This window comes from Janthinobacterium sp. SUN033, from assembly GCF_030397595.1.
Taxonomy (GTDB): domain Bacteria; phylum Pseudomonadota; class Gammaproteobacteria; order Burkholderiales; family Burkholderiaceae_D; genus Janthinobacterium; species Janthinobacterium kumbetense.
The window spans coordinates 17,463-36,846 of sequence record NZ_JAPQNV010000005.1; the positions used below are offsets into that span (position 1 = coordinate 17,463).

The window sequence follows — 19,384 nt, forward strand, 5'->3', positions numbered from 1 at the left end:
AGTCGGAAAAGGCAAGCATATACAAGCACAAGGAGACACTATGCGTGAAGAAAATAGCAAGCAGGAACGGGTCCGCATCCACGGCGTGCAGACCCTGTCGCACGACTGGTATTTATTGCAGAAAACCACGTTCGACTATCTGCGCCGCGATGGGCAGTGGCAGACGCAGACGCGGGAAATCTATGACCGGGGCGATGGCGCCACCATCTTGCTCTACAACAAAGTCAAGCGCACGGTGATTTTGATCCGCCAGTTCCGCTTTCCCACCTACCGCGAAGGCCACGACGGTTTCCTCATCGAATCGGCGGCCGGCTTGCTGGAAGAGGCCAGCGCGGAACAGCGCATCCGCGCCGAGGTGGAAGAAGAAACGGGCTATGCGGTGGGCGCCGTGCATAAAGTGTTCGAGGCTTTCATGAGCCCCGGTTCCGTGACGGAGCGCCTGCATTTTTTTGTCGCCGAGTACGATCCGGCCAGCCGCATCGGCGACGGCGGCGGCCTGGCGCACGAGGGCGAAGATATCGAAGTGCTGGAACTGCCCCTGGCGCAAGCGCTGCAGATGGTGGCCGATGGCCGCATCTGCGACGGCAAGACCATCATGCTGCTGCAGCATGCGCAGTTGCACTTGATGCCGCCAGCGCAAGAGATGCGACGGGGCCTGCAGATTTTAGTAGCTGGCCCGTATCGTTCCGGCACGGGCGACGACCCCGTCTTGATGCAGCGCAATGTGGACGCCATGCAAGCCGTCTGCCTGCCGCTGTATGCCAAGGGACACATGCCCGTGCTCGGTGAATGGCTGGCCTTGCCCATGCTGGCGCTGGCCGGTTCTACCCGGGTGGGCGATGCCGTGTATGAGGAATTATTCCACGCGCATGCGACGCGTTTATTGAGCCATTGCGATGCCGTGCTGCGCATCGGTGGGCCATCACAGGGGGCGGAACAGATGGTCAGCATGGCCCGCCATTCGGGCATACCCGTATATTTCTCATTAGAAAAACTTTTGGAAATGCACAGTTCTAGCTAAATAAGATTTTTGAATGCAGGGCAGTCGGACTTCCCGCAAGTACAGGATCCGATTCCACGCGACGGTGCGAGGAAAAAGTAATTTTTTTCATTTCGGGTTAGTTCTTTGTAAATTCGTTCTTCGTTCCTTATTCTGAAATAACGAATTTTTTTCTCGGCAAGGAAAACATCATCGCGTAAATCATTTAATATATACATTAAATTTCCAGACGGCGCCAGAAAATCCATGATCCATAATGAATTTCCACAATTCCACTCTTCCGCGCTGATATTGGCATTGTTTGTTTTCATGATGCGTAGTTCTGTTGAACTGTCCAGGTATGCCCATGCAATATACCCAACGGGAAATCCTTCAATATTGAAGTAAATTTTTATATTTTTCTGCAATATTGCATTGAGTAAGTTGTTTGATAAATAAGAAATTTCCCTATTAGCATGGGCAGGGTTGTTCTTCATGATGATAATGATGTGGCCCAGAATTTCAGCTGTTTCTTGCATCTTCTGTGCAGGTCTGTCATACACTCTCAAAAAACTGTTTCGCATAATTTTTTCATCAAATTTTTTTCATCGTCATTGGATGTGCGATTTTGAAAATAATTGATTAATTTATTTTCTTGATCGACATTTTTCACGAGTAAGGGAGCCATAGTCTCCGAGAAGATTGAACCCTCGCCAATCCATGCGCTTAAGTCTATATTTCCGTCTATTGGGTCGGATAGAGAGATTTTGTTTTTATTGATGATGTTATTGATGAAATCTTTGCTATCCAGGCCAGATGCAACATGCATATCGATTGTTCTGTCGAGTGTATGCCTGTATAAATCAGGAGTTCCCTGATTTATCCTGAGTGAATTAATCTTGATAAAAAGGTGAGCGGAATTCCTTTCGGCAGGGTTTTTCTTGAATAGACAGGCATCACGCAGATTCCAATATGAATCTATGAATTCATGTAGCAGGCGGATGTCATTTAATTCTTGGGAAAGAGAAATTTCAGCTTGTTGTTTATTTTTGCATAGGCTGATCAATCGAATTAAAGAGTTCAGGCTGTAGCTGCCCATTTTCTCTGGCATGAAAGCATCTTGCCCGGCGCAAGCAGGATACAGCTTGAACGGTTCGGAATTTCCCTTGAGTATTATTTTTTTAAAACAAGAAAAAGCAGATTTTGTTAGATGATTGTCAATGGATAGTAAATCCCATGCGGGTATGCCAGTTAGTTTTAAAAATTCCAGCTGAATGCTATCAGAAAGCTTTTTTGAGAAAATGGAAAGAATATCGTTTGGGGGAACCAAGAATCTCTTCTTCTCGTTAGGCAAATACCTTTGGATGGAAAGAACTATTTCATTTATGGTATTTTTAATTTGACTATCTTCGCCAAAAGGAACCCCATGTTTGGCGACTATGATCTTCCCATAATCTGAAACGCTTGATGCAGTGCCAAAATCAATCCAACGTCCATCCATGCACATGTTGGACGGAGATTGCAAGCCATGTGACAGGCGTTTTGCCGTTGCTGCCGCATGTTGATCGGCAAAACGTTCAACCATGGCGATTAGCAAGCTATTCAGCTGGTGGTTTGAATTGCTCAGGAAAGGGGCTGCGTCACTTGCTTGCGCCAAGGCCACTACTGCGGCCCGGGTTCTTTCTGCATCCGACACCATGCCATGTCTCGCCTCATCATGGCGCGAAAAGTAAAGTGATCGGACAAAATGGCCGGGTCTCAGTGCCGCTTCACGGATAGTAAGTCCTCGACGGGTTGTTTCTGTACTCCCTTCCGCTGACGAAAAGGCTGGAACCCGGGTGCCGGTATCAATGAGGCCGTGTATCCTGACGGCGCCGTGAGGTAGTGCGCTGTGGCTTATCTCGCTCCAGATGGCTTCCCTGATCCCGCCGGCCAGAGATTCGCCACCATAGGAATGCCAGAAAGACGTGGCACTTCCCGCCAAGGGATTTTTGCCTATTCCTTTAATTTGAATGCTGTTTCTCAAGCCACATCGGGCTCCCCCCCCATTTGAAGTTACACCTACGCCGCCATATCTTTCGCCAAGAAATAGCTTGATGTCTTTCGCAGACGAGGCAGAGGGATGATCACCATCAATAGGAATATAAAAAGCATGTTCATCAAGGTCAGGTGGTGATATTCCGTAGGGATTGCTCCAGACTATTTTCGCCGAGGTGAGTTTTTGTGCGGAAAATTCAACAAAAGAAGATTTTGGTAGAATATTTTCTAAAAAATTATTTATCATGAAAATATTGAATTTAAAATTACATATCAAATAATGTTAATTTTATTGCTTGTTTTGTAAAGTGGAAGGAGGGTATTCGTCCCCCCTTCCATTCCTGTATCTATAAATATTTACTTCTCAGATTGATGATGATAATTTAAAACTGCATATCCCACAAATCCCTGTAATAGCTGCCATCAGAGTAGCCGCCGCCGCCAGTGTCTCCAGCACCGCCACCTGCACCGGCTTGATAATCGGGCAGGCGATTTTGTGCAGCTTCTGCTGCTGCTTCATCGGCCAGGATGCGTTGGCGTTCATCTTCCGTCAAATCCCACCAGCCTTCGTCGCTAGAGCCGGCACCGGCAACGGCTTCTAATTCTTGAATATTTAAAATACGCATGAATACTGCCTTTCAAAGATGAATTGACATTCCAGGATGAACTGGAAAGTTTTCTCCAATATGGAGGGTATTCGTTAAGAAACATATCAAAACGAAATATTTGGATAGAATCATGGTGCACGTTAAAAATATGAATTATTTTCACGTTGCATCATGGCGTTGTTTCATCTGACGCTGATCTAATGTAAGTTGATTTTTTAGAAAAATCAATAGAATTCAATTGAAGTGGAAAAAAATCGGCTACAATTATTTTCCGTTGATCCGTTGATAGTGTGAGGAAAACTGTGCCAAAACAGCCGTGGATAAGCTACTAAAAGTCGACAATTTTTATTGTCGAATTAACCATGTGAGATAGCTTGATGATCACATAACAATATGGTCATGTATCTCAGACACATACATGTCTTACTGCGCAGTATGAGTGAACAGAAATAATACCGTCAGGCTTTATGCATGTTTAACCTCATCAGAAATTCGCTTTATGTCCGGGAATGGACTTCAAGGTATAGGTATCAATGAACATACATGACATGCCTCTGGAAACGAAGATAGAAGCCACAGTGCCACCCGCAAAAAATGAGGAATCGAAACCGCTTCCATTGTTCCGACCGGAAGTTCACCTATCGAGAAGCAGCCAGTGGGCCGGAGCCATCAGTCTGGCGCAGCCCGTTTCACGCTGGCTGGTGGCGGGGATTGCTTTTATCGTAGGCCTGTTGCTGATCCTGTTTATTTCTTTTGGTAGCTTTACAAAAAAAAATCGCGTCGTGGGTATTATTGTTCCTCAGGGTGGCAGCCTTGGAATTGCCGCACTTGCTGCAGGTGTTCTGACAAAAAATTTTGTGAAGGAAGGGCAGCATGTACAGATCGGCGATCCTCTGTTTGAATTGTCAACAGCCCGGCAGGCGGGTGATGGGGAAATCACAGGGTTGATCGCGCAACAGTTGGCGGTCCGACGGCAGACGCTGGATGCGGAACGACGCGTTCTTATTACGAGAATAAAGGAAAAAGGCCAGCAAATTGACGAACGGCAGCGAATTTTAGCCAGTGAAATTAGTCAATTGAACGTGGAATTGGAGCTGGCGGGACGACGTGAAGAGTTGGCGAAGTCAAGCGTTGCGAAGTACGAAACGTTGCAGCGTAGTGGCTATGTCTCCGACGCGCAAGTTCAGCAGAAGCAGGTAGAGTTGATTGATTACTCAAGTCGATTGAGCAGTCTGCAGCGAACAAAGGCTCAGCAGGCAGCCAGGAATTACGCTTTGGATGCAGAGCGTACGAATCTGGCGGGAGAGCTCACCGGTCAACTAGTGCAATTGGATCGTGCTGTTGCCAGTATTAGTCAGGAGGCGGCAGAGAATGAGAATCGAAAATTAAATTTCATCACCGCCCCCAGCAGCGGGACAATTACCACGATTACCTATCAGGCAGGACAGACCGTGAGTGGTGGGCAGGCACTTGCGACACTCGTACCCGATGCCACCGAACCACAGACAGATGCTGACGGACTTGAAGTCCACTTGTATGCTCCGAGCCGGACAACTGGTTTTGTTGCCGTCGGACAGGATGTATTAATGCGTCTGCAAGCGTACCCTTATCAAAAATTTGGCCTTCAGACTGGCGTCATTACAGGTGTCAGCAACACGCCGTTTGCTCCAACTGAATTACCAGTGAACCTGGCCAGCACAATTTTAAGTAACTCGGAAAGGAGCTTGCCAGGTTCTAACAGCAATGAAGCTCTTTACCGCATTAAGGTAAGGCTGGCACGTTCCTATATCCTGGTTAATGGGAAGAGGCAGTCCTTGCGACCAGGTATGGCGCTGGAAGCGGACATTATTCAGGACAAACGGCAGATATGGGAGTGGATCGCTGAACCATTGTTGACACGTTTGAATGGTTAATCATCATAAAGAAGCAGCCAAACGAAAATATAGACTTGATGAAAACTATACTCCAAACTGAAAAAAGCGAATGTGGCATTGCTAGTCTGGCCATGATTTGTAATTATTTTGGCTATCACGTCGGCTTGCCTGAGTTGCGCCGAAAGTTTTCGATAAGCCTGAAGGGGACAACCTTAGCGCAACTCGTACGATATGCGGGAGCGATGCACATGGCTGCGCGTCCCCTGCGCTTGGAGTTGGATCAGCTTGCAGAACTGAAATGTCCCGCCATTTTGCATTGGAATTTGAATCATTTTGTCGTTTTGAAAAGTGTCAAACGAAAATTTTTCGGTAAATTGCTTATAAAAATCATTGATCCTGCAATTGGGGAAAGAGTTGTTTCGATAGATGAGGTATCGAAGAATTTCACTGGCGTAGCCCTGGAATTGACGCCAAACGATGCGTTTGAAGTAAAGCAGGAAGAGAAAAAGATCTCCATTCGTGCATTGACTGGAAGAATTTCCGGTTTGCGTCGGGCTTTGATACAAATTTTCTTACTCGCAATTACACTTGAATTATTTGCGATTGTAATGCCACTTTTCAACCAATTTGTGATTGACGAAGTGATAGTTGCTGGTGATAAAGATCTTTTGCAAATTCTGGTTCTTGGCTTTTCCTTACTACTGTTGACGCAGACTGCGATTGGACTGGCCCGCAGCTGGTTTCTGATGCGTTGGAGCATAGACATTGGTTTTCAATGGGGGAATAGAGTGTTCGCCCACCTGACACGGCTGCCCATTTCCTATTTTGAAAAAAGGCATGTCGGTGATGTAGTGTCGCGTTTTTCGAGCATGAGTGCGATTCAATCTACGTTGACCAATATTTTTGTTGAAAGTGTTATCGATGGGTTGATGGCCTCGTTTGCCCTGATCATCATGATCATGTATAGCCCACGTTTGACAGCGATCGTTGTCATCGCCGCATTATGTTACGCACTGTTGCGGTGGGTATTTTATCAACCCCTGCGCGAAGCTTCTTTGGAGAGGATTCTACTTTCTTCAAAAGAAAATACGCACTTTCTGGAAACCATACGTGCAATCACTCCGTTGAAGCTATTCGGACGTGAATCCGAACGTGGCGCATATTGGCGTAATTTAAAACTTGATGTTATCAATAGAGATATCAAGACCCAAAAACTTGGCATTGTATTCAAGGTTGGCAATGGTTTGATTTCTGGAGTACAAGGGTTGAGTCTGCTTTATTTGGGCGCAATGGCCGTCATGGGGGGGAGCATGACGGTGGGTATGCTCATGGCCTTCGTCAGTTATTCCAGCACATTTTCCAGTCGTGTCTTCAGCTTGATCGATGTCTTTGTCAACTTCAGAATGCTAGGTATGCATGCAGAGCGTCTGGCCGATATTGTGCTCGAACCGGTGGAGCCTGAAATGGATTTCGAGCTGGATACAACGGGCATTCAACCCGCCATTACATTGAAAAATGTGAGTTTCCGCTACGCAGAAGGTGAACCATGGGTCTTGAAGGACGTTAACTTGCACATACCGGCCGGCCAAAGTGTCGCCTTGGTTGGAGCAAGTGGCTGCGGGAAAACAACCATGTGCAAAATCATCACTGGTCTGCTGTTGCCGTCATCTGGTGAAGTGCTGATCGACAATATTCCAATTCAGAAGATCGGGCTGAGGGCCTATCGAACACTGGTGGGCACCGTGATGCAAGACGATGTGTTGCTTGCCGGATCCATCATGGAGAACATCAGTTTTTTTGATACGAGCATGTCGTATGCTGCGGTCGAAGAGTGCGCGAAACTTGCTGCCATACATGAAGAAATAGCGAGAATGCCCATGGGATATCAAACACTGGTCGGTGATATGGGCAGCAGTTTGTCAGGAGGGCAGAAACAGCGTATTTTGCTGGCCAGAGCATTGTATAAGCAACCCAAAATATTGGCGCTCGACGAAGCTACCAGTCATCTCGACATTGCAAATGAATACAAGGTCAATCTGGCGATAAACAAGATGAACCTGACACGTATCATGGTGGCGCACCGACCGGAAACCATCAAAATGGCGAGCCGTGTCGTCCACCTGGTTGCAGGGCAAGTTCATGAATCATTATTCGAGAAGGATGGTGCCCAGGTTTAAGGACCGCACGCCAGGTATGGAACGACACTTGTGTTCCTGAGCTCTCAGAACGAGGCAGGATGGAAAATGCACCGGAAAGCGTGATCGCTTTCCGGTGTTGTGGGCGATTAACGCGATTTGACGAACGGGATACCGATGGCCTTCGGCGCGATGGATTTCGCCATCAAGCCCGCCAGCACGATCACGGTGACGACATACGGCACCATCTGGATCAGCGAGCCGGGGATGCGGCCCACGACGGGCAAGTCCACGCCTTCAATCTGAATCTGGATGGCGGCAAAGAAGCCGAACATCAAACAGCCGAGGAAGGTGTAGACGGGACGCCAGTTGCCGAACACCATGGCCGTCAGGGCCAGGTAGCCGGCGCCGGCCGACATGTCGCGCAGGAAGAAGCCGCTTTGCACGATGGCAAGATATGCGCCCGAGAACGAGCACAGGATGCCGGCCACCAGCATGGCCAGGTAGCGCGTCGCTTCCACGCTCACGCCAGCCGAGTCGGCCGCGTGCGGGTTTTCGCCGCAGGCGCGCAGGCGCAGACCGAAGCGCGTGTGGTACAGCAGCCAGTGCACGAGCGGAATCAGCAGGAATGCCACGTAGACGAGGATGGAATGGCCGCCGATCAGGTGGGCGTACACCCAGCCGATGAAGGGGATATGTTCCACGTATTGCGTACCTGGCAAGACCACGTCGAACAGCCGCGCCGAACCGAGGTCGGGCGTGCGGCCGCCTTGCTGGAAGAAGAATTGCGCCAGAACAAACGTCAGTCCGCTCATGGCGATATTGATCGCCATGCCGGCCACCAGCTGGTTGCCCTTTTGCGTGATGCTGACATAGGCTTGCAGCAGGGCCAGGGCGACGCAGACGAGCATGCCGGCAGCCATGCCGTAATACGGGTTTTGCGTCGTGTAGGCCACCGCAGCGGAAGCGAAGGCGCTGGCCAGGATCTTGCCTTCCAGGCCGATGTCGATCATGCCGCTGCGTTCGGCAAACAGGCCGGCCATGGCGGCAAAGATCAGGACGGGCGCATTGCGCACGGTCGATACCAGGATGCTGGCGAAATGAAAGTCGTCGAGTGTCATGGTTTAGCCTTTGGTACGCTTGAGCAGGGCGGAAATGGCCGGTGCATAGAAGTTTTCCATGGCGCCGCAGAACAGGATGATCAAGCCCTGGATGAAAATGAACGTTTCCGTCGGGATATTCGGTTTTTCCAGCGACAGGTCGAAACCACCCTGTATCAGCGCGCCGAACAGCACGGCCGACAGGAAGATGCCGACCGGATGCTGGCGGCCCATCAGGGCGATGGCGATGCCGATGAAGCCGGCGCCGCCGACGAAGTTCAGCGACAGGTAGTGCGTCGAACCCATGATGGAATTGACGGCGCCGAGGCCCGCCAGCGCGCCCGAGATCAGCATGACGACGATGATCATCTTGCTGATCGACACGCCCGCGTAGTGGGCCGCATGCTTGTTGAGACCCGTGGCGCGCAGCTTGAAGCCCCACGACGAGCGCCAGACCATCACGCCATAGATCGCCAGCGCGGCAATCGCCAGGATAAAGCTGATGTTCAGCGGCGTGTCGCCCAGCGACGGGAACCAGGTGGAAAGGCGTGGCATTTCGCCGCTTTCCGCAAACACGCGGCTGGCCGTGTTCTGCTCGCCCGTGGGGATCAGGTATCGCACGATCACAGAATTCATGAGCGAGGATGCAATGTAGTTGAACATGATGGTGGTGACGACGATGTGGCTGCCCCGCTTGGCTTGCAGATAGCCGGGCAGAAAACCCCACAGTGCACCAAAGACGGCTGCACTAATCATGGCCACGGGAATCAAGGCCCAGGCGGATAGCGATTGATCGAACGCCAGCATGGCGCATGTGATACCCAGGCCGCCGATGTACATCTGGCCTTCGGAACCGATATTGAACAGGCCGGCCTGCATCGCCACCGAGACCGACAGGCCCGTGAAGATGAAGGTACTGGCGTAGAACAGGGTGTAGCTCAAGCCTTCCGGATTGAGGACGGCGCTATTGACGAGAATACCCAGCGATTCGGCCGGGTCTTCGCCCAGCATATAAATCACCAGGGCTGAGACCAGCAAGGCCGACAGCAGGTTTAACATGGGCATGACAAAGGCTGTCGCCCAGCGTGGCAAGTCGTTATTCATGATTTATGCATTCCCCCCATCAACAGACCGATGCGGGTGGTATCGAATTCTTCAATTTTCAGTTCGCCGGTGATGCGTCCGCCGCACATGACGAGGATGCGGTCGGCCAGCGCCCGCACTTCTTCCAGTTCGACGGACACCAGCAGGATCGCCACGCCCGCGTCGCGCAGGGCCAGCAATTGCGTATGGATGCTTTCGATGGTGCCGATGTCGACGCCGCGCGTGGGCTGGCCCACCAGCATCAGTTTCGGCTTGGCCAGCACTTCGCGCGCAATCACCACCTTTTGCTGGTTACCGCCCGACAACAAGCCGATGCGCAAGTCCGGATTGGCCGGACGCACGTCGAAGGTTTTCAGCAATTGCGCGCAACGGGCGCCGATGGCCTTGAAGTTGAACAAGCCCCAGCGGTTTTTCAGGTGGTCCTGGTAACCGAGGATGGTGTTTTGCATGACGGAAAAATTCTTCACCACGCCATCGCGCAAGCGGTCTTCCGGAATGTGGGCGATGCCCAGTTCGCGGAAGGCCAGCGGCAAGCCGTCGGCATCGTGGCGCTTGGCAAACGGCAAGTCCTTGTCCAGGAAGCGCAGCTTGCCCGACGTCGGCAAACGCATGCCGGACAGAATTTCCAGCAGTTCGCTCTGGCCATTGCCCGACACGCCCGCGATGGCGACGATTTCGCCGGCGCGCAGATTAAAACCTATGTCGGCCAGCAATTTGACTTGCTGGTCGTCGGCAAGTTGTAAACCGTCAACTTCCAGCACCGTGGCGCCCGGATTGTACGGTGCGCGGGGCAAGTGGCTCTGGATGGGGCGGCCGACCATCATGTTGGCCAGTTCCTCTTTCGAGGTGCCGGCGGTCGCCACGGCGCCCACCACCGTGCCGCCGCGCATGACGGTGACGTTGTCGGTGATTTCCAGGATCTCTTGCAGCTTGTGCGTGATCAGGATGATGGTCTTGCCTTGTTCCTTGAACAGGCGCAAGATTTCAAACAGCGAAGCTGTTTCCTGGGCCGTCAGCACGGCTGTCGGCTCGTCGAGGATCAGGATATTGGCGCTGCGGTAAATCTGCTTGAGGATTTCCACGCGCTGCTGCGCACCGACGGAGAGGTCTTCGATCTTCGCCAGCGGGTCGACATCGAGGCGGTAGCGGGCGCAAATCTCGCGCAATTTCGCTTCCGCTTCCGTGCGGTGGCTGGCCAGGCGAAAACCGCCTTCCGTGCCCAGCATGATATTGTCGAGGACGGTGAAGTTCTCGACCAGCATGAAGTGCTGGTGCACCATGCCGATGCCGAGGTTGATCGCTTCCTGGCTGTTGCGGATCGGTTGTACTTTTCCGTCGAGCAAGATTTCTCCGCCGTCGGCACGGTAATACCCGTACAGGATGCTCATCAAGGTCGATTTGCCGGCGCCGTTTTCCCCCACCAGGCCGTGGATACTGCCCTTGGCGATGGAGAAGCTGACGTCGGCGTTCGCCTTCACATGTCCAAACTGCTTGGAAATGCTGCGAAATTCTACTGCTGGCTGCATAGGTTCATAACTGGATAGTTTCATGGAAACGCGCCGCGCGGAGACTGGCCCCGGCGGCGCGCTAAAAGATACGGAGAAAAATTAAACCGGGCAGCTGCTGCCGACGCGGTAATCGATCACTTTGATCTTGCCATCGATAATGTCCTTACGCGCACCCAACACGCGCTTTTCGATTTCCGGCGTAATCAGCTTGCGGTTGTTCGCATCGAGCGCCCAATCCACGCCGCCTTCTTTCAAGCCTTTATAGCTGACGCCGCCCTTCCAGGTGCCGTTCTTGACTTGCATGAAGCTGTCGTAGACGGTGTTGTCGACGCGCTTGACCATCGAGGTCAGGATGCTGCCTGGATACAGATGATTCTGGTTCGAATCGACGCCGATGGCCAGCTTGCCTTTTTCCTTGGCCATTTGCAGGGTACCCATGCCGCTGCCGCCAGCGACGGCGAAGACGACATCGACGCCGCGTTCGAATTGCGAGCGGGCCAGTTCGCCGCCCTTGGCCGGGTCATTCCAGGCGCCGGACGTGGTGCCGACCATGTTTTGCGTGATTTCCGCCTTCGTGTTGACGGCCTTGACGCCTTGCGCGTAGCCGCAGGCGAAGTTGCGGATCAGGGGAATATCGATGCCGCCGATGAAGCCGACCTTCTTGCTCTTGCTGGCCATGGCCGCAGCCACGCCCACCAGGTAGGAGCCTTCTTCTTCCTTGAAGACGACGGAATTGACGTTGCTGCCGGCGGCCTGGCCGTCGATCAGCACGAATTTCACGTTCGGGAATTCCTTGGCGACCTTTTGCACGGCTTGCGTTTGCGCAAAGCCGATGGCGGCGATCATGTCGAGTTTCTTGCGGGCCAGGCCGCGCATGACTTGCTCGGCTTGCGTATCGCTGGAGGCTTGCACTTCGATGAAGGAAATGCCCGTGTCTTTTTTGAAGCGCGAGGCGCCTTCGAAAGCGGATTGGTTGAACGACTTGTCGAACTTGCCGCCCGCGTCATACACGACACCCAGTTTTGGGGTAGCCGCGGACGCTTGAGCAGTCAGAAATACGGCTGCGATCGTCAAACTAAATTGTGTAAGTTTCATGAATTGGCTCCTGGAAGATCGATATTGTATATTTTTTATAGGTGAAACATATAATTTGGGGGCGATTTAGCCTGTTTTTGATGCACGAGGTGATAATTCCTTATCAACATTGCACTGTATTGCACAAGATCATTGCTGACCTCGTGTGCTTTTATGTCGACAATGTGATGCTCATGCAACAGTCGACCCCGTGTCTTTTATACGTACAACATCGAAGGGGGCTGCCGGAGCGGGCTGGGATGCGCCGTCAGTTGACGGGCAGGGCAAGCACGGGACCGGCGCCGCGATGGGCGTCCGAATCACTATGCATCATGCCAGATATGTATGACAAATACGTTTTTGTTTAGTTATTTATATGAAAGCCATATAAATTGCGGCTTCAGGCGGCGGGGGGATTCAGGATATTCAAGAAGGCCCGTACGACGGGCGCGTCGTCCAGCGTGGTGTAGCTGATATACAGGTTGGCCGACGGCGGATTGGTCTTGATCGGCAGAAACACCACGCCGGGCCAGCCGATGCGGCTTGTCGTTTCCGGCACCAGGGTCACGCCCAGGCCCGCGCCCACCATGGCCAGCAGGGTTTGCGGTTCGCTCGCTTCCTGAAAGATCACGGGTTCGAAGCCGGCATTGATGCAGCATTGCACCAGGTAGCGGGGAAACGCGGATTTGTCGAGGTTCAGGGTCAGCATCGGTTCGTGGGCGATGTCGATCAGTTCGATGGACGTGTTTTTTGCCAGCGGGTGGTGTTCATTGACGGCCACGCAGACGTTTTCGCGGAAACACAGTTCCTGGCGTAAATTGTCGTGACGCAAGTCGTCGTCGTTGAGCTTGGGCTCGCGCCAGAAGCCCACGTCGATTTGCTTGGCGCGCAAGGCTTCGTATTGCACCGTGGGACCAAATTCATGGATGGTCCAGCTGACGCGGGGAAATTTGGTCTGAAATTCTTCCAGCAGGCTGGGGATGGGGCCCCACATGGCCGAGCCGACGATGCCCACGCGCAAGCGGCCCACTTCGCCGCGGTCGATCTGGCGGATGGTGTCGATGGTCATGCGCATCTTGGCCAGCAGGTCGGCAGCCTCGTTCATCAGCGCCTTGCCCGCCACGGTCAGTTCGAACGTGCGCGTGGTGCGCGCAAACAGGCGTACGCCCAGTTCGCTTTCCAGTTTCATGATCTGCTGGCTCAGCGGCGGCTGCGAGATATGCAGGCGCTCGGCGGCGCGGCTGAAGCTTTTCTCCTCGGCAACGGCAAGAAAATACTTTAACTGTTTCAGATCGATGGACATGCTTTCCTTGGCGTTGCGTGGTGCTAGGCGATGGAACGGCGCGCAGACCTGGAGGCCGGCATGCGCGCTTTCTTTACAGCAGTCCTATTATCGTGCCACGACTGCCTGCATGGCAATGGCCAGCGCCGTGCCGACCTGGGCATTGTGCTTGACCAGCGCGATATTCGTCGCCAGGCTGCGGCCATCCGTCAGCTGCTTGATGCGCGACAAGAGGAATGGCGTGACTTGCTTGCCCTTCACACCACCCGCGTCCGCTTCCTGCAGCGCCTGCGTGGTGATCGCATCGATTTCTTCCTTGGGCATGGCTTGCGCGGCCGGCACGGGGTTGCTGACGATCACGCCGCCTTTCAAGCCCAGTTGCCACTTGGTGCCGATGAAGGCAGCCTGTTCGGCGGCCGTATCGAGGCGGAAATCGGCCTTGAAACCGCTTTCGCGCGTGAAGAAGGCGGGGAAGTCTTCCTGGCCCACGCTGATGACGGGCACGCCATGGGTTTCCAGGTATTCCAGGGTCAGGCCGATGTCGAGGATGGATTTCACGCCCGCGCAGACGACGGCGACGGACGTTTGCGCCAGTTCCTGCAAGTCGGCGGAAATGTCGAAGCTCGTTTCGGCGCCACGGTGCACGCCGCCGATGCCGCCCGTGACGAACACGGAAATACCCGCCAGTTCCGCGCAGATCATGGTGGCCGCCACGGTGGTGGCGCCCAGTTTACCCTGCGACAGGACGAACGGCAGGTCGCGGCGGCTGACTTTCATGGCGTCGGGCGAGGTGCCCAGCAATTCCAGTTGCTCGGGCGACAAGCCCACGCAGATCTTGCCGCCGATGATGGCGATGGTGGCCGGCACGGCGCCGCCGTCACGGATGATCTGCTCCACTTCGCGCGCCATTTCCACGTTTTGCGGATACGGCATGCCGTGCGAAATGATGGTCGACTCCAGCGCCACGATGGCCTTGCCGGCGGCGCGCGCGTCGAGCACTTCTTGCGAGAACAAGAGGAAATTCTGTAATTGGGTCATGTCAGTCCTGTTGAAAGAGGGTAGGGGGGGGCGGCGCCAGGTCGGCGTCGTCAATGTTGTCGAGCGCGCCGGCGGAAATCTGGGGGGAGACGGTGGCCGCCGATTCCAGGGTCATGGCGGCCAGTTTCAGGCCGCGCCGGCATGCCAGTTTCAAATCGCTGCTGTCGTGGTAGAGCGACCAGCAGACGGCGGCGGAAAACGCGTCGCCAGCGCCCGTCACGTCGACGGCGTCCACTTCGCGCGCGGCCAGATGCACGACAGGCGCGTCCAGGCTGTCACCATCCGTGAAGTACACGCCTTCGCCGCCGCAGGTGACGATCACCTGGCGCGCGCCCTGGCGCTGCACTTCGCGGCAGGCGGCGCGCACCTCGAACGCCGTGGGCAAGGCCCGCGCCACGCGCGTTTCCAGTTCGCCACGGTTGAGTATCAGCAAATGCAAGCCCGTCAGGTCTTGCGGCAGGTGCGCCATCTTCGGCTGCGAGACGGCGACGATGACCAGCGGCGTCGCATGGGCGGCGTCCTGGCGCGCGTCGGCCAGCAGCGCCTGCACGCTGTCGTGGCCAAGGTTCAGGTCGCAGACGGTGAGGGCGGCGGCCGCGCGCTGCGGCTGGCGGCTGTGCAAAAAGGCCGGTGTCAGCTGTTCGTAGAGTTGCATGTTGGCCATCGCCAGCAGCATTTCGCCATGTTCGTCGAGCACGGCCGTATAGGTGCCGCTGCTGGTGTTGCTCAAATGTAAGCTGCCGCGCATGTCGATGCCTGCGTCTTCCGCGTGCGTCTGCAGCGCGTGGCCGGCCGCATCGTCGCCCAGCGCCGTCAGCAGGGCGACGGGAATGGACAGGCGGGCCAGGTTTTCCGCGATGTTGCGGCCGACGCCGCCAAACACTTCTTCCGAGCGCACGGGATTCGAGGTGCCCATCTGCAAGGTCGCCAGCGTGCGCATCTTGCGGTCGAGGTTGGCGGCGCCTATGCACAGCACGGGACGGCTGTCGGGCAGCACGTAGGCGCGTCCCAGCAGGCGTCGCTCGCGGATCAACCCGGCGATGTGGCCGGCGACGGCCGAGCGCGACAAGCCCAGTTCGCTCGCCAGGTCTTGCTGCGAGATGAAGGGGTTGTTGCGGATCAGCGTGTACAGCTGGTCTTTTTTATTGGTGTCGGTCACAAGGTTTTCGCTGAAGGTTTAAACATTTGTCTGGGACTGTAAACATTTGTCTTTCATGTGTCAAGCCCATGTCCAGCCCGTGTCAGGCGTGCGCGAAAAGCGGTCGTATGGAGCTTGTATGCATGCATTTTCGGGGCATGGCAGGTCTGGGCTTGCCTGGACTATAATGTCGGCCATTTATATTTGAATTGTATAAATGGGCAAGAAAAATGGTATTTGCCATACATATTCCGTTTGATGCATAGTGGCGGCAAATAGTGGCAATACGCATTTCGATATACCTGTAACACCATACTTAGCCGATACCTGGGCCGCAGTCCTTCACCGGGCACGGCCGCGCAGGCAGCACCCCATCATCATTAGTCAATCAGAGGATAACCATGTCGAACAACAGCCCTTTCCACGCCGCCGAAATCATCCGTGCCCGCGCTCCTGCAAATTTCAAGCCGCGCGTGGCGATGATCCTCGGCTCCGGCCTGGGTGTGTTGGCCGAGCAGATGACAGACGCCGTCAGCATCAGCTTTGACGAATTGCCAGGCTTTCCGATCAGCACCGTGCACGGTCACGCCGGCGAACTGGTGGTCGGCACCCTGTCGGGCGTCGCCGTCGTCTGCATGAAGGGCCGTGGCCACTTCTACGAAGGCTATGGCATGGGCGTCATGACGAGCGCCATCCGCACCCTGAAACTGCTGGGCTGCGAAATGCTGTTCGTCACCAACGCCGCCGGTTCCCTGCGCCCTGAAGTGGACGCGGGCAGCCTGGTGGCCATCAGCGACCACATCAACCTGTTGCCAGGCACGCCGATGGTCGGCCCGAACGACGACCGCTTCGGCCCGCGCTTCTTCAGCATGGCCAACGCCTACGATGCGGACCTGCGCAACCTGGTCAAGGACACGGCCGCCACGAATGGCATCACCCTGCACGAAGGCGTGTTCGTCGCCTACCCTGGCCCGAACTTCGAGACGGCCGCGGAAATCCGCATGATGGCCCGCCTGGGTGCCGACACGGTCGGCATGTCGGTGGTGCCGGAAGTGGTGTCGGCCCGTCATTGCGACCTGAAAGTGGTGGGCGTGTCCGTCATCACCAATCTGGCCGAAGGCATGTCGCCATTCGCCCTGTCGCACGAACAGACCCTGAAATACGCGGCCATCGGCGCGAAAGACCTGGTCAAGCTGATCCTCGCTTTCCTCTCCAAAGTCGCTGAAAAACCGCAAGCCTAAGCACTTTTTTATGCAGTAGCGGCGCGCCGGCCACCGGCGCTGCCGCGCGGCAGGCCGGGAAAATCCGGCCTACACTGTCCGCATCATCCACAAAGCGAGCCTTATCATGTCACGCGCATTTATCCTCCTGCTTGATTCCTTCGGCCTTGGCGCGACGCCAGACGCCGCCAAGTATGGCGACGCAGGTGCCAATACCTTTGGCCATATTGCCAGCACTGTCGCCAAAAGCGGCAAGACCTTGAAACTCCCGAACATGGAACGCCTGGGCCTGGGCGCCGCGGCGCACCTGGCCAGCGGCGAATGGGCCACGGGCTTCGACCAGCGCGACGGTTTCACCGGCGCCTACGGCGCGGCGCGCGAGCGCTCCACCGGCAAGGACACGCAGAGCGGCCACTGGGAAATCGCCGGTGTGCCCGTCGAATTCGACTGGGGCTACTTCCCCCGCACGACACCATCGTTTCCGGCCGACCTGACCGACAAGCTGAAAGCCATGTCCGGCGTGCCGGGCTTCCTCGGCGACTGCCATGCCTCGGGTACGGACATCATCAACAAGCATGGCGACGAGCACGTCGCCACCGGCAAGCTGATTATCTATACCTCGGGCGACTCGGTGATGCAGATCGCCGCGCACGAAGAATCGTTCGGCCTCGAACGCCTGTACCAGGTGTGCGAAATGGCCTTCAAGCTGGTCGAACCGTACAACATCGGCCGCGTCATCGCCCGCCCGTTCACCGGCAGCAATGGCAACTACACGCGCACGTCCAACCGCCACGACTACGCCGTCGCGCCGCCAAGCAAGACCCTGCTCGACCACGTCAAGGATGCGGGCGGCGAAGTCGTCGGCCTGGGCAAGATCAGCGACATTTTCGCCACCCAGGGCATTTCGCGCGTCGTCAAAGGCGTCGACAACATGGCGCTGTTCGAAGCGCTGTTGAAGACGGCCGATGAAGTGCAGGACAAGTCGCTCACTTTTGTGAACTTCGTCGATTTCGACCAGGCTTTCGGCCACCGCCGCAACACCGAAGGCTATGCCGACGCGCTGCGCGAAATGGATGCGCGCCTGCCGGAATTCATGGCCAAGCTGAAGGAAGGCGACCTGGTCGTGATCACCGCCGACCATGGCTGCGACCCCACCTGGCACGGCTCCGACCACACCCGCGAACACATTCCGATGATCTTCTTCGGCCCCGGCGTGGCCCCGCGCGCACTGGGCATTTCCGAGACGTTCTCCGATATTGGCCAAACCCTCGCCAAACACCTTGGCGTACCACCACTTGCTAATGGAACCAGCTTGTTATGACACTCATGCACCCCGAATTCAAGCGTAACGAGGCCGTTGGCCTCGACCTGGGCTGGATCAACCAGATCCGCGTCAACCGCGCCGCGACGGACCGCCGCGCGGCCAGCCTGGCGAACCGCCGTACGGTGAAAAAGGAATACCAGGCCGCCTGGCTGGTGAAAGCCATCCAGATGATCGACCTGACCACCCTGGGCGGCGACGATACGCCGGGCCGCGTGGAACGCCTGTGCATGAAGGCCATGCGCCCGCTGCGCGCCGACCTGATGGAGGCACTGGGCTTGACGGAACTGAGCACCGGCGCCGTGTGCGTGTACCACGAGATGATCCAGCCGGCCGTGAAAGTCATACAGGGCCGCTTGCCCATCGCCGCCGTGTCGACGGGTTTCCCCGCCGGCTTGACGAGCATGGAAACGAAGCTGCGCGAGATTGAACTGTCGGTCGCCGCGGGCGCTTCGGAAATCGATATCGTCATCACGCGTCAGCACGTCCTGAATGGCAACTGGCAAGTGCTGTACGACGAAATGCTGGCTTACCGCAAGGCTTGCGGCGAAGCGCACGTGAAGGCAATTCTCGCCACGGGCGACTTGTTGACCATGGAAAACGTGGCCAAGGCGTCGTGGGTTTGCATGATGGCCGGCGCCGATTTCATCAAGACTTCCACCGGCAAGGAAGGCGTGAACGCCACCATCCCCGTGGCCCTGACGATGGTGCGCACGATCCGCGAATACCACGAGCAGACGGGTTTCCAGGTGGGCTTCAAGCCGGCCGGCGGCGTCAGCTCGGCCAAGAGCGCGCTGCAATACCTGACCCTGATGAAGGAAGAACTGGGCAATGAATGGCTGCAGCCGCACCTGTTCCGCATCGGCGCTTCCAGCCTGCTGACCGACATCGAGCGCCAGCTCGAGCACTACGTCACTGGCAGCTACTCGGCCAATCATCGTCACGCACAACCTTAAAGAACAATCG

At 55.3% G+C, this 19,384-nt stretch carries 15 protein-coding genes and 1 pseudogene; 6 read left to right on the forward strand and 10 right to left on the reverse strand.

From position 1 onward, the window contains the following. Positions 1-40: 40 nt before the first annotated feature. Positions 41-625, forward strand: a pseudogene (locus OX460_RS20795) (NUDIX domain-containing protein); the annotation flags it as partial. A gap of 392 nt (positions 626-1,017) precedes the next feature. Here OX460_RS20795 and OX460_RS20800 read toward each other — a convergent pair. The 3 genes from OX460_RS20800 to OX460_RS20810 all read right to left on the reverse strand — a co-directional run bounded on the left by OX460_RS20800 (position 1,018) and on the right by OX460_RS20810 (position 3,642). After that, on the reverse strand, positions 1,018-1,518 hold the full coding sequence (locus OX460_RS20800) for a toxin-activating lysine-acyltransferase (protein WP_289899788.1): 501 nt from the start codon (positions 1,516-1,518) through the stop codon (positions 1,018-1,020). A 26-nt stretch (positions 1,519-1,544) separates the two neighbouring features. Further along, a complete protein-coding gene (locus OX460_RS20805; RefSeq protein ID WP_289899789.1) occupies positions 1,545-3,263 on the reverse strand; it encodes a hypothetical protein in 1,719 nt (572 codons plus the stop codon). 136 nt (positions 3,264-3,399) lie between these two features. After that, complete coding sequence (locus OX460_RS20810; RefSeq protein WP_143451385.1) at positions 3,400-3,642, reverse strand: hypothetical protein; 243 nt, start codon at positions 3,640-3,642, stop codon at positions 3,400-3,402. Positions 3,643-4,157: 515 nt separating this feature from the next. On the opposite strand from OX460_RS20810, the gene OX460_RS20815 reads away from it, so the two are divergent. Together OX460_RS20815 and OX460_RS20820 are read left to right on the forward strand one after the other, a co-directional pair. Further along, on the forward strand, positions 4,158-5,537 hold the full coding sequence (locus tag OX460_RS20815) for an HlyD family efflux transporter periplasmic adaptor subunit (RefSeq protein WP_289899790.1): 1,380 nt from the start codon (positions 4,158-4,160) through the stop codon (positions 5,535-5,537). 38 nt (positions 5,538-5,575) lie between these two features. Next, positions 5,576-7,675 carry a peptidase domain-containing ABC transporter gene (locus OX460_RS20820; RefSeq protein WP_099665378.1) on the forward strand — a complete coding sequence of 700 codons (2,100 nt, stop codon included), beginning with the start codon at positions 5,576-5,578 and terminating at the stop codon, positions 7,673-7,675. 107 nt (positions 7,676-7,782) lie between these two features. Here OX460_RS20820 and OX460_RS20825 read toward each other — a convergent pair whose 3' ends face one another. The 7 genes from OX460_RS20825 to OX460_RS20855 all read right to left on the reverse strand — a co-directional run bounded on the left by OX460_RS20825 (position 7,783) and on the right by OX460_RS20855 (position 15,898). Continuing rightward, the gene (locus OX460_RS20825) at positions 7,783-8,754 is read right to left on the reverse strand and encodes an ABC transporter permease (protein WP_086145100.1); all 972 of its coding nucleotides are present in this window, start codon (positions 8,752-8,754) and stop codon (positions 7,783-7,785) included. A 3-nt stretch (positions 8,755-8,757) separates the two neighbouring features. Beyond that, positions 8,758-9,837 (reverse strand): ABC transporter permease, encoded by a 1,080-nt coding sequence (locus OX460_RS20830; RefSeq protein ID WP_289899791.1) that lies wholly within the window; start codon positions 9,835-9,837, stop codon positions 8,758-8,760. Beyond that, positions 9,834-11,363, reverse strand: a complete 1,530-nt coding sequence (locus tag OX460_RS20835) for an ABC transporter ATP-binding protein (RefSeq protein WP_099665375.1) — start codon at positions 11,361-11,363, stop codon at positions 9,834-9,836. The genes OX460_RS20830 and OX460_RS20835 overlap by 4 nt, the downstream gene beginning before the upstream one ends. Before the next feature lie 81 nt (positions 11,364-11,444). Beyond that, positions 11,445-12,440 (reverse strand): BMP family ABC transporter substrate-binding protein, encoded by a 996-nt coding sequence (locus OX460_RS20840; protein WP_071325222.1) that lies wholly within the window; start codon positions 12,438-12,440, stop codon positions 11,445-11,447. Positions 12,441-12,819: 379 nt separating this feature from the next. Then, a complete protein-coding gene (locus OX460_RS20845; RefSeq protein WP_077400023.1) occupies positions 12,820-13,722 on the reverse strand; it encodes a LysR family transcriptional regulator in 903 nt (300 codons plus the stop codon). Between the two features lie 87 nt (positions 13,723-13,809). After that, entirely contained in the window at positions 13,810-14,739 is a 930-nt protein-coding gene (locus tag OX460_RS20850; RefSeq protein ID WP_289899792.1) for a pseudouridine-5'-phosphate glycosidase, read from the reverse strand. Position 14,740: 1 nt separating this feature from the next. Then, positions 14,741-15,898: a carbohydrate kinase gene (locus OX460_RS20855; protein WP_099665373.1), complete on the reverse strand. Its 1,158-nt coding sequence runs from the start codon at positions 15,896-15,898 to the stop codon at positions 14,741-14,743. 380 nt (positions 15,899-16,278) lie between these two features. Between OX460_RS20855 and xapA the strand changes: the two genes are divergently transcribed. The 3 genes from xapA to deoC all read left to right on the forward strand — a co-directional run bounded on the left by xapA (position 16,279) and on the right by deoC (position 19,374). Continuing rightward, positions 16,279-17,118, forward strand: coding sequence for a xanthosine phosphorylase (xapA, locus tag OX460_RS20860; RefSeq protein WP_099665372.1), 840 nt, complete (start codon positions 16,279-16,281; stop codon positions 17,116-17,118). A gap of 106 nt (positions 17,119-17,224) precedes the next feature. Continuing rightward, on the forward strand, positions 17,225-18,418 hold the full coding sequence (locus OX460_RS20865) for a phosphopentomutase (RefSeq protein WP_251349738.1): 1,194 nt from the start codon (positions 17,225-17,227) through the stop codon (positions 18,416-18,418). Continuing rightward, a complete protein-coding gene (deoC, locus tag OX460_RS20870) occupies positions 18,415-19,374 on the forward strand; it encodes a deoxyribose-phosphate aldolase (protein WP_099665370.1) in 960 nt (319 codons plus the stop codon). Before OX460_RS20865 ends, deoC begins: the two co-directional genes overlap by 4 nt. The last annotated feature ends 10 nt before the right edge of the window (positions 19,375-19,384 follow it).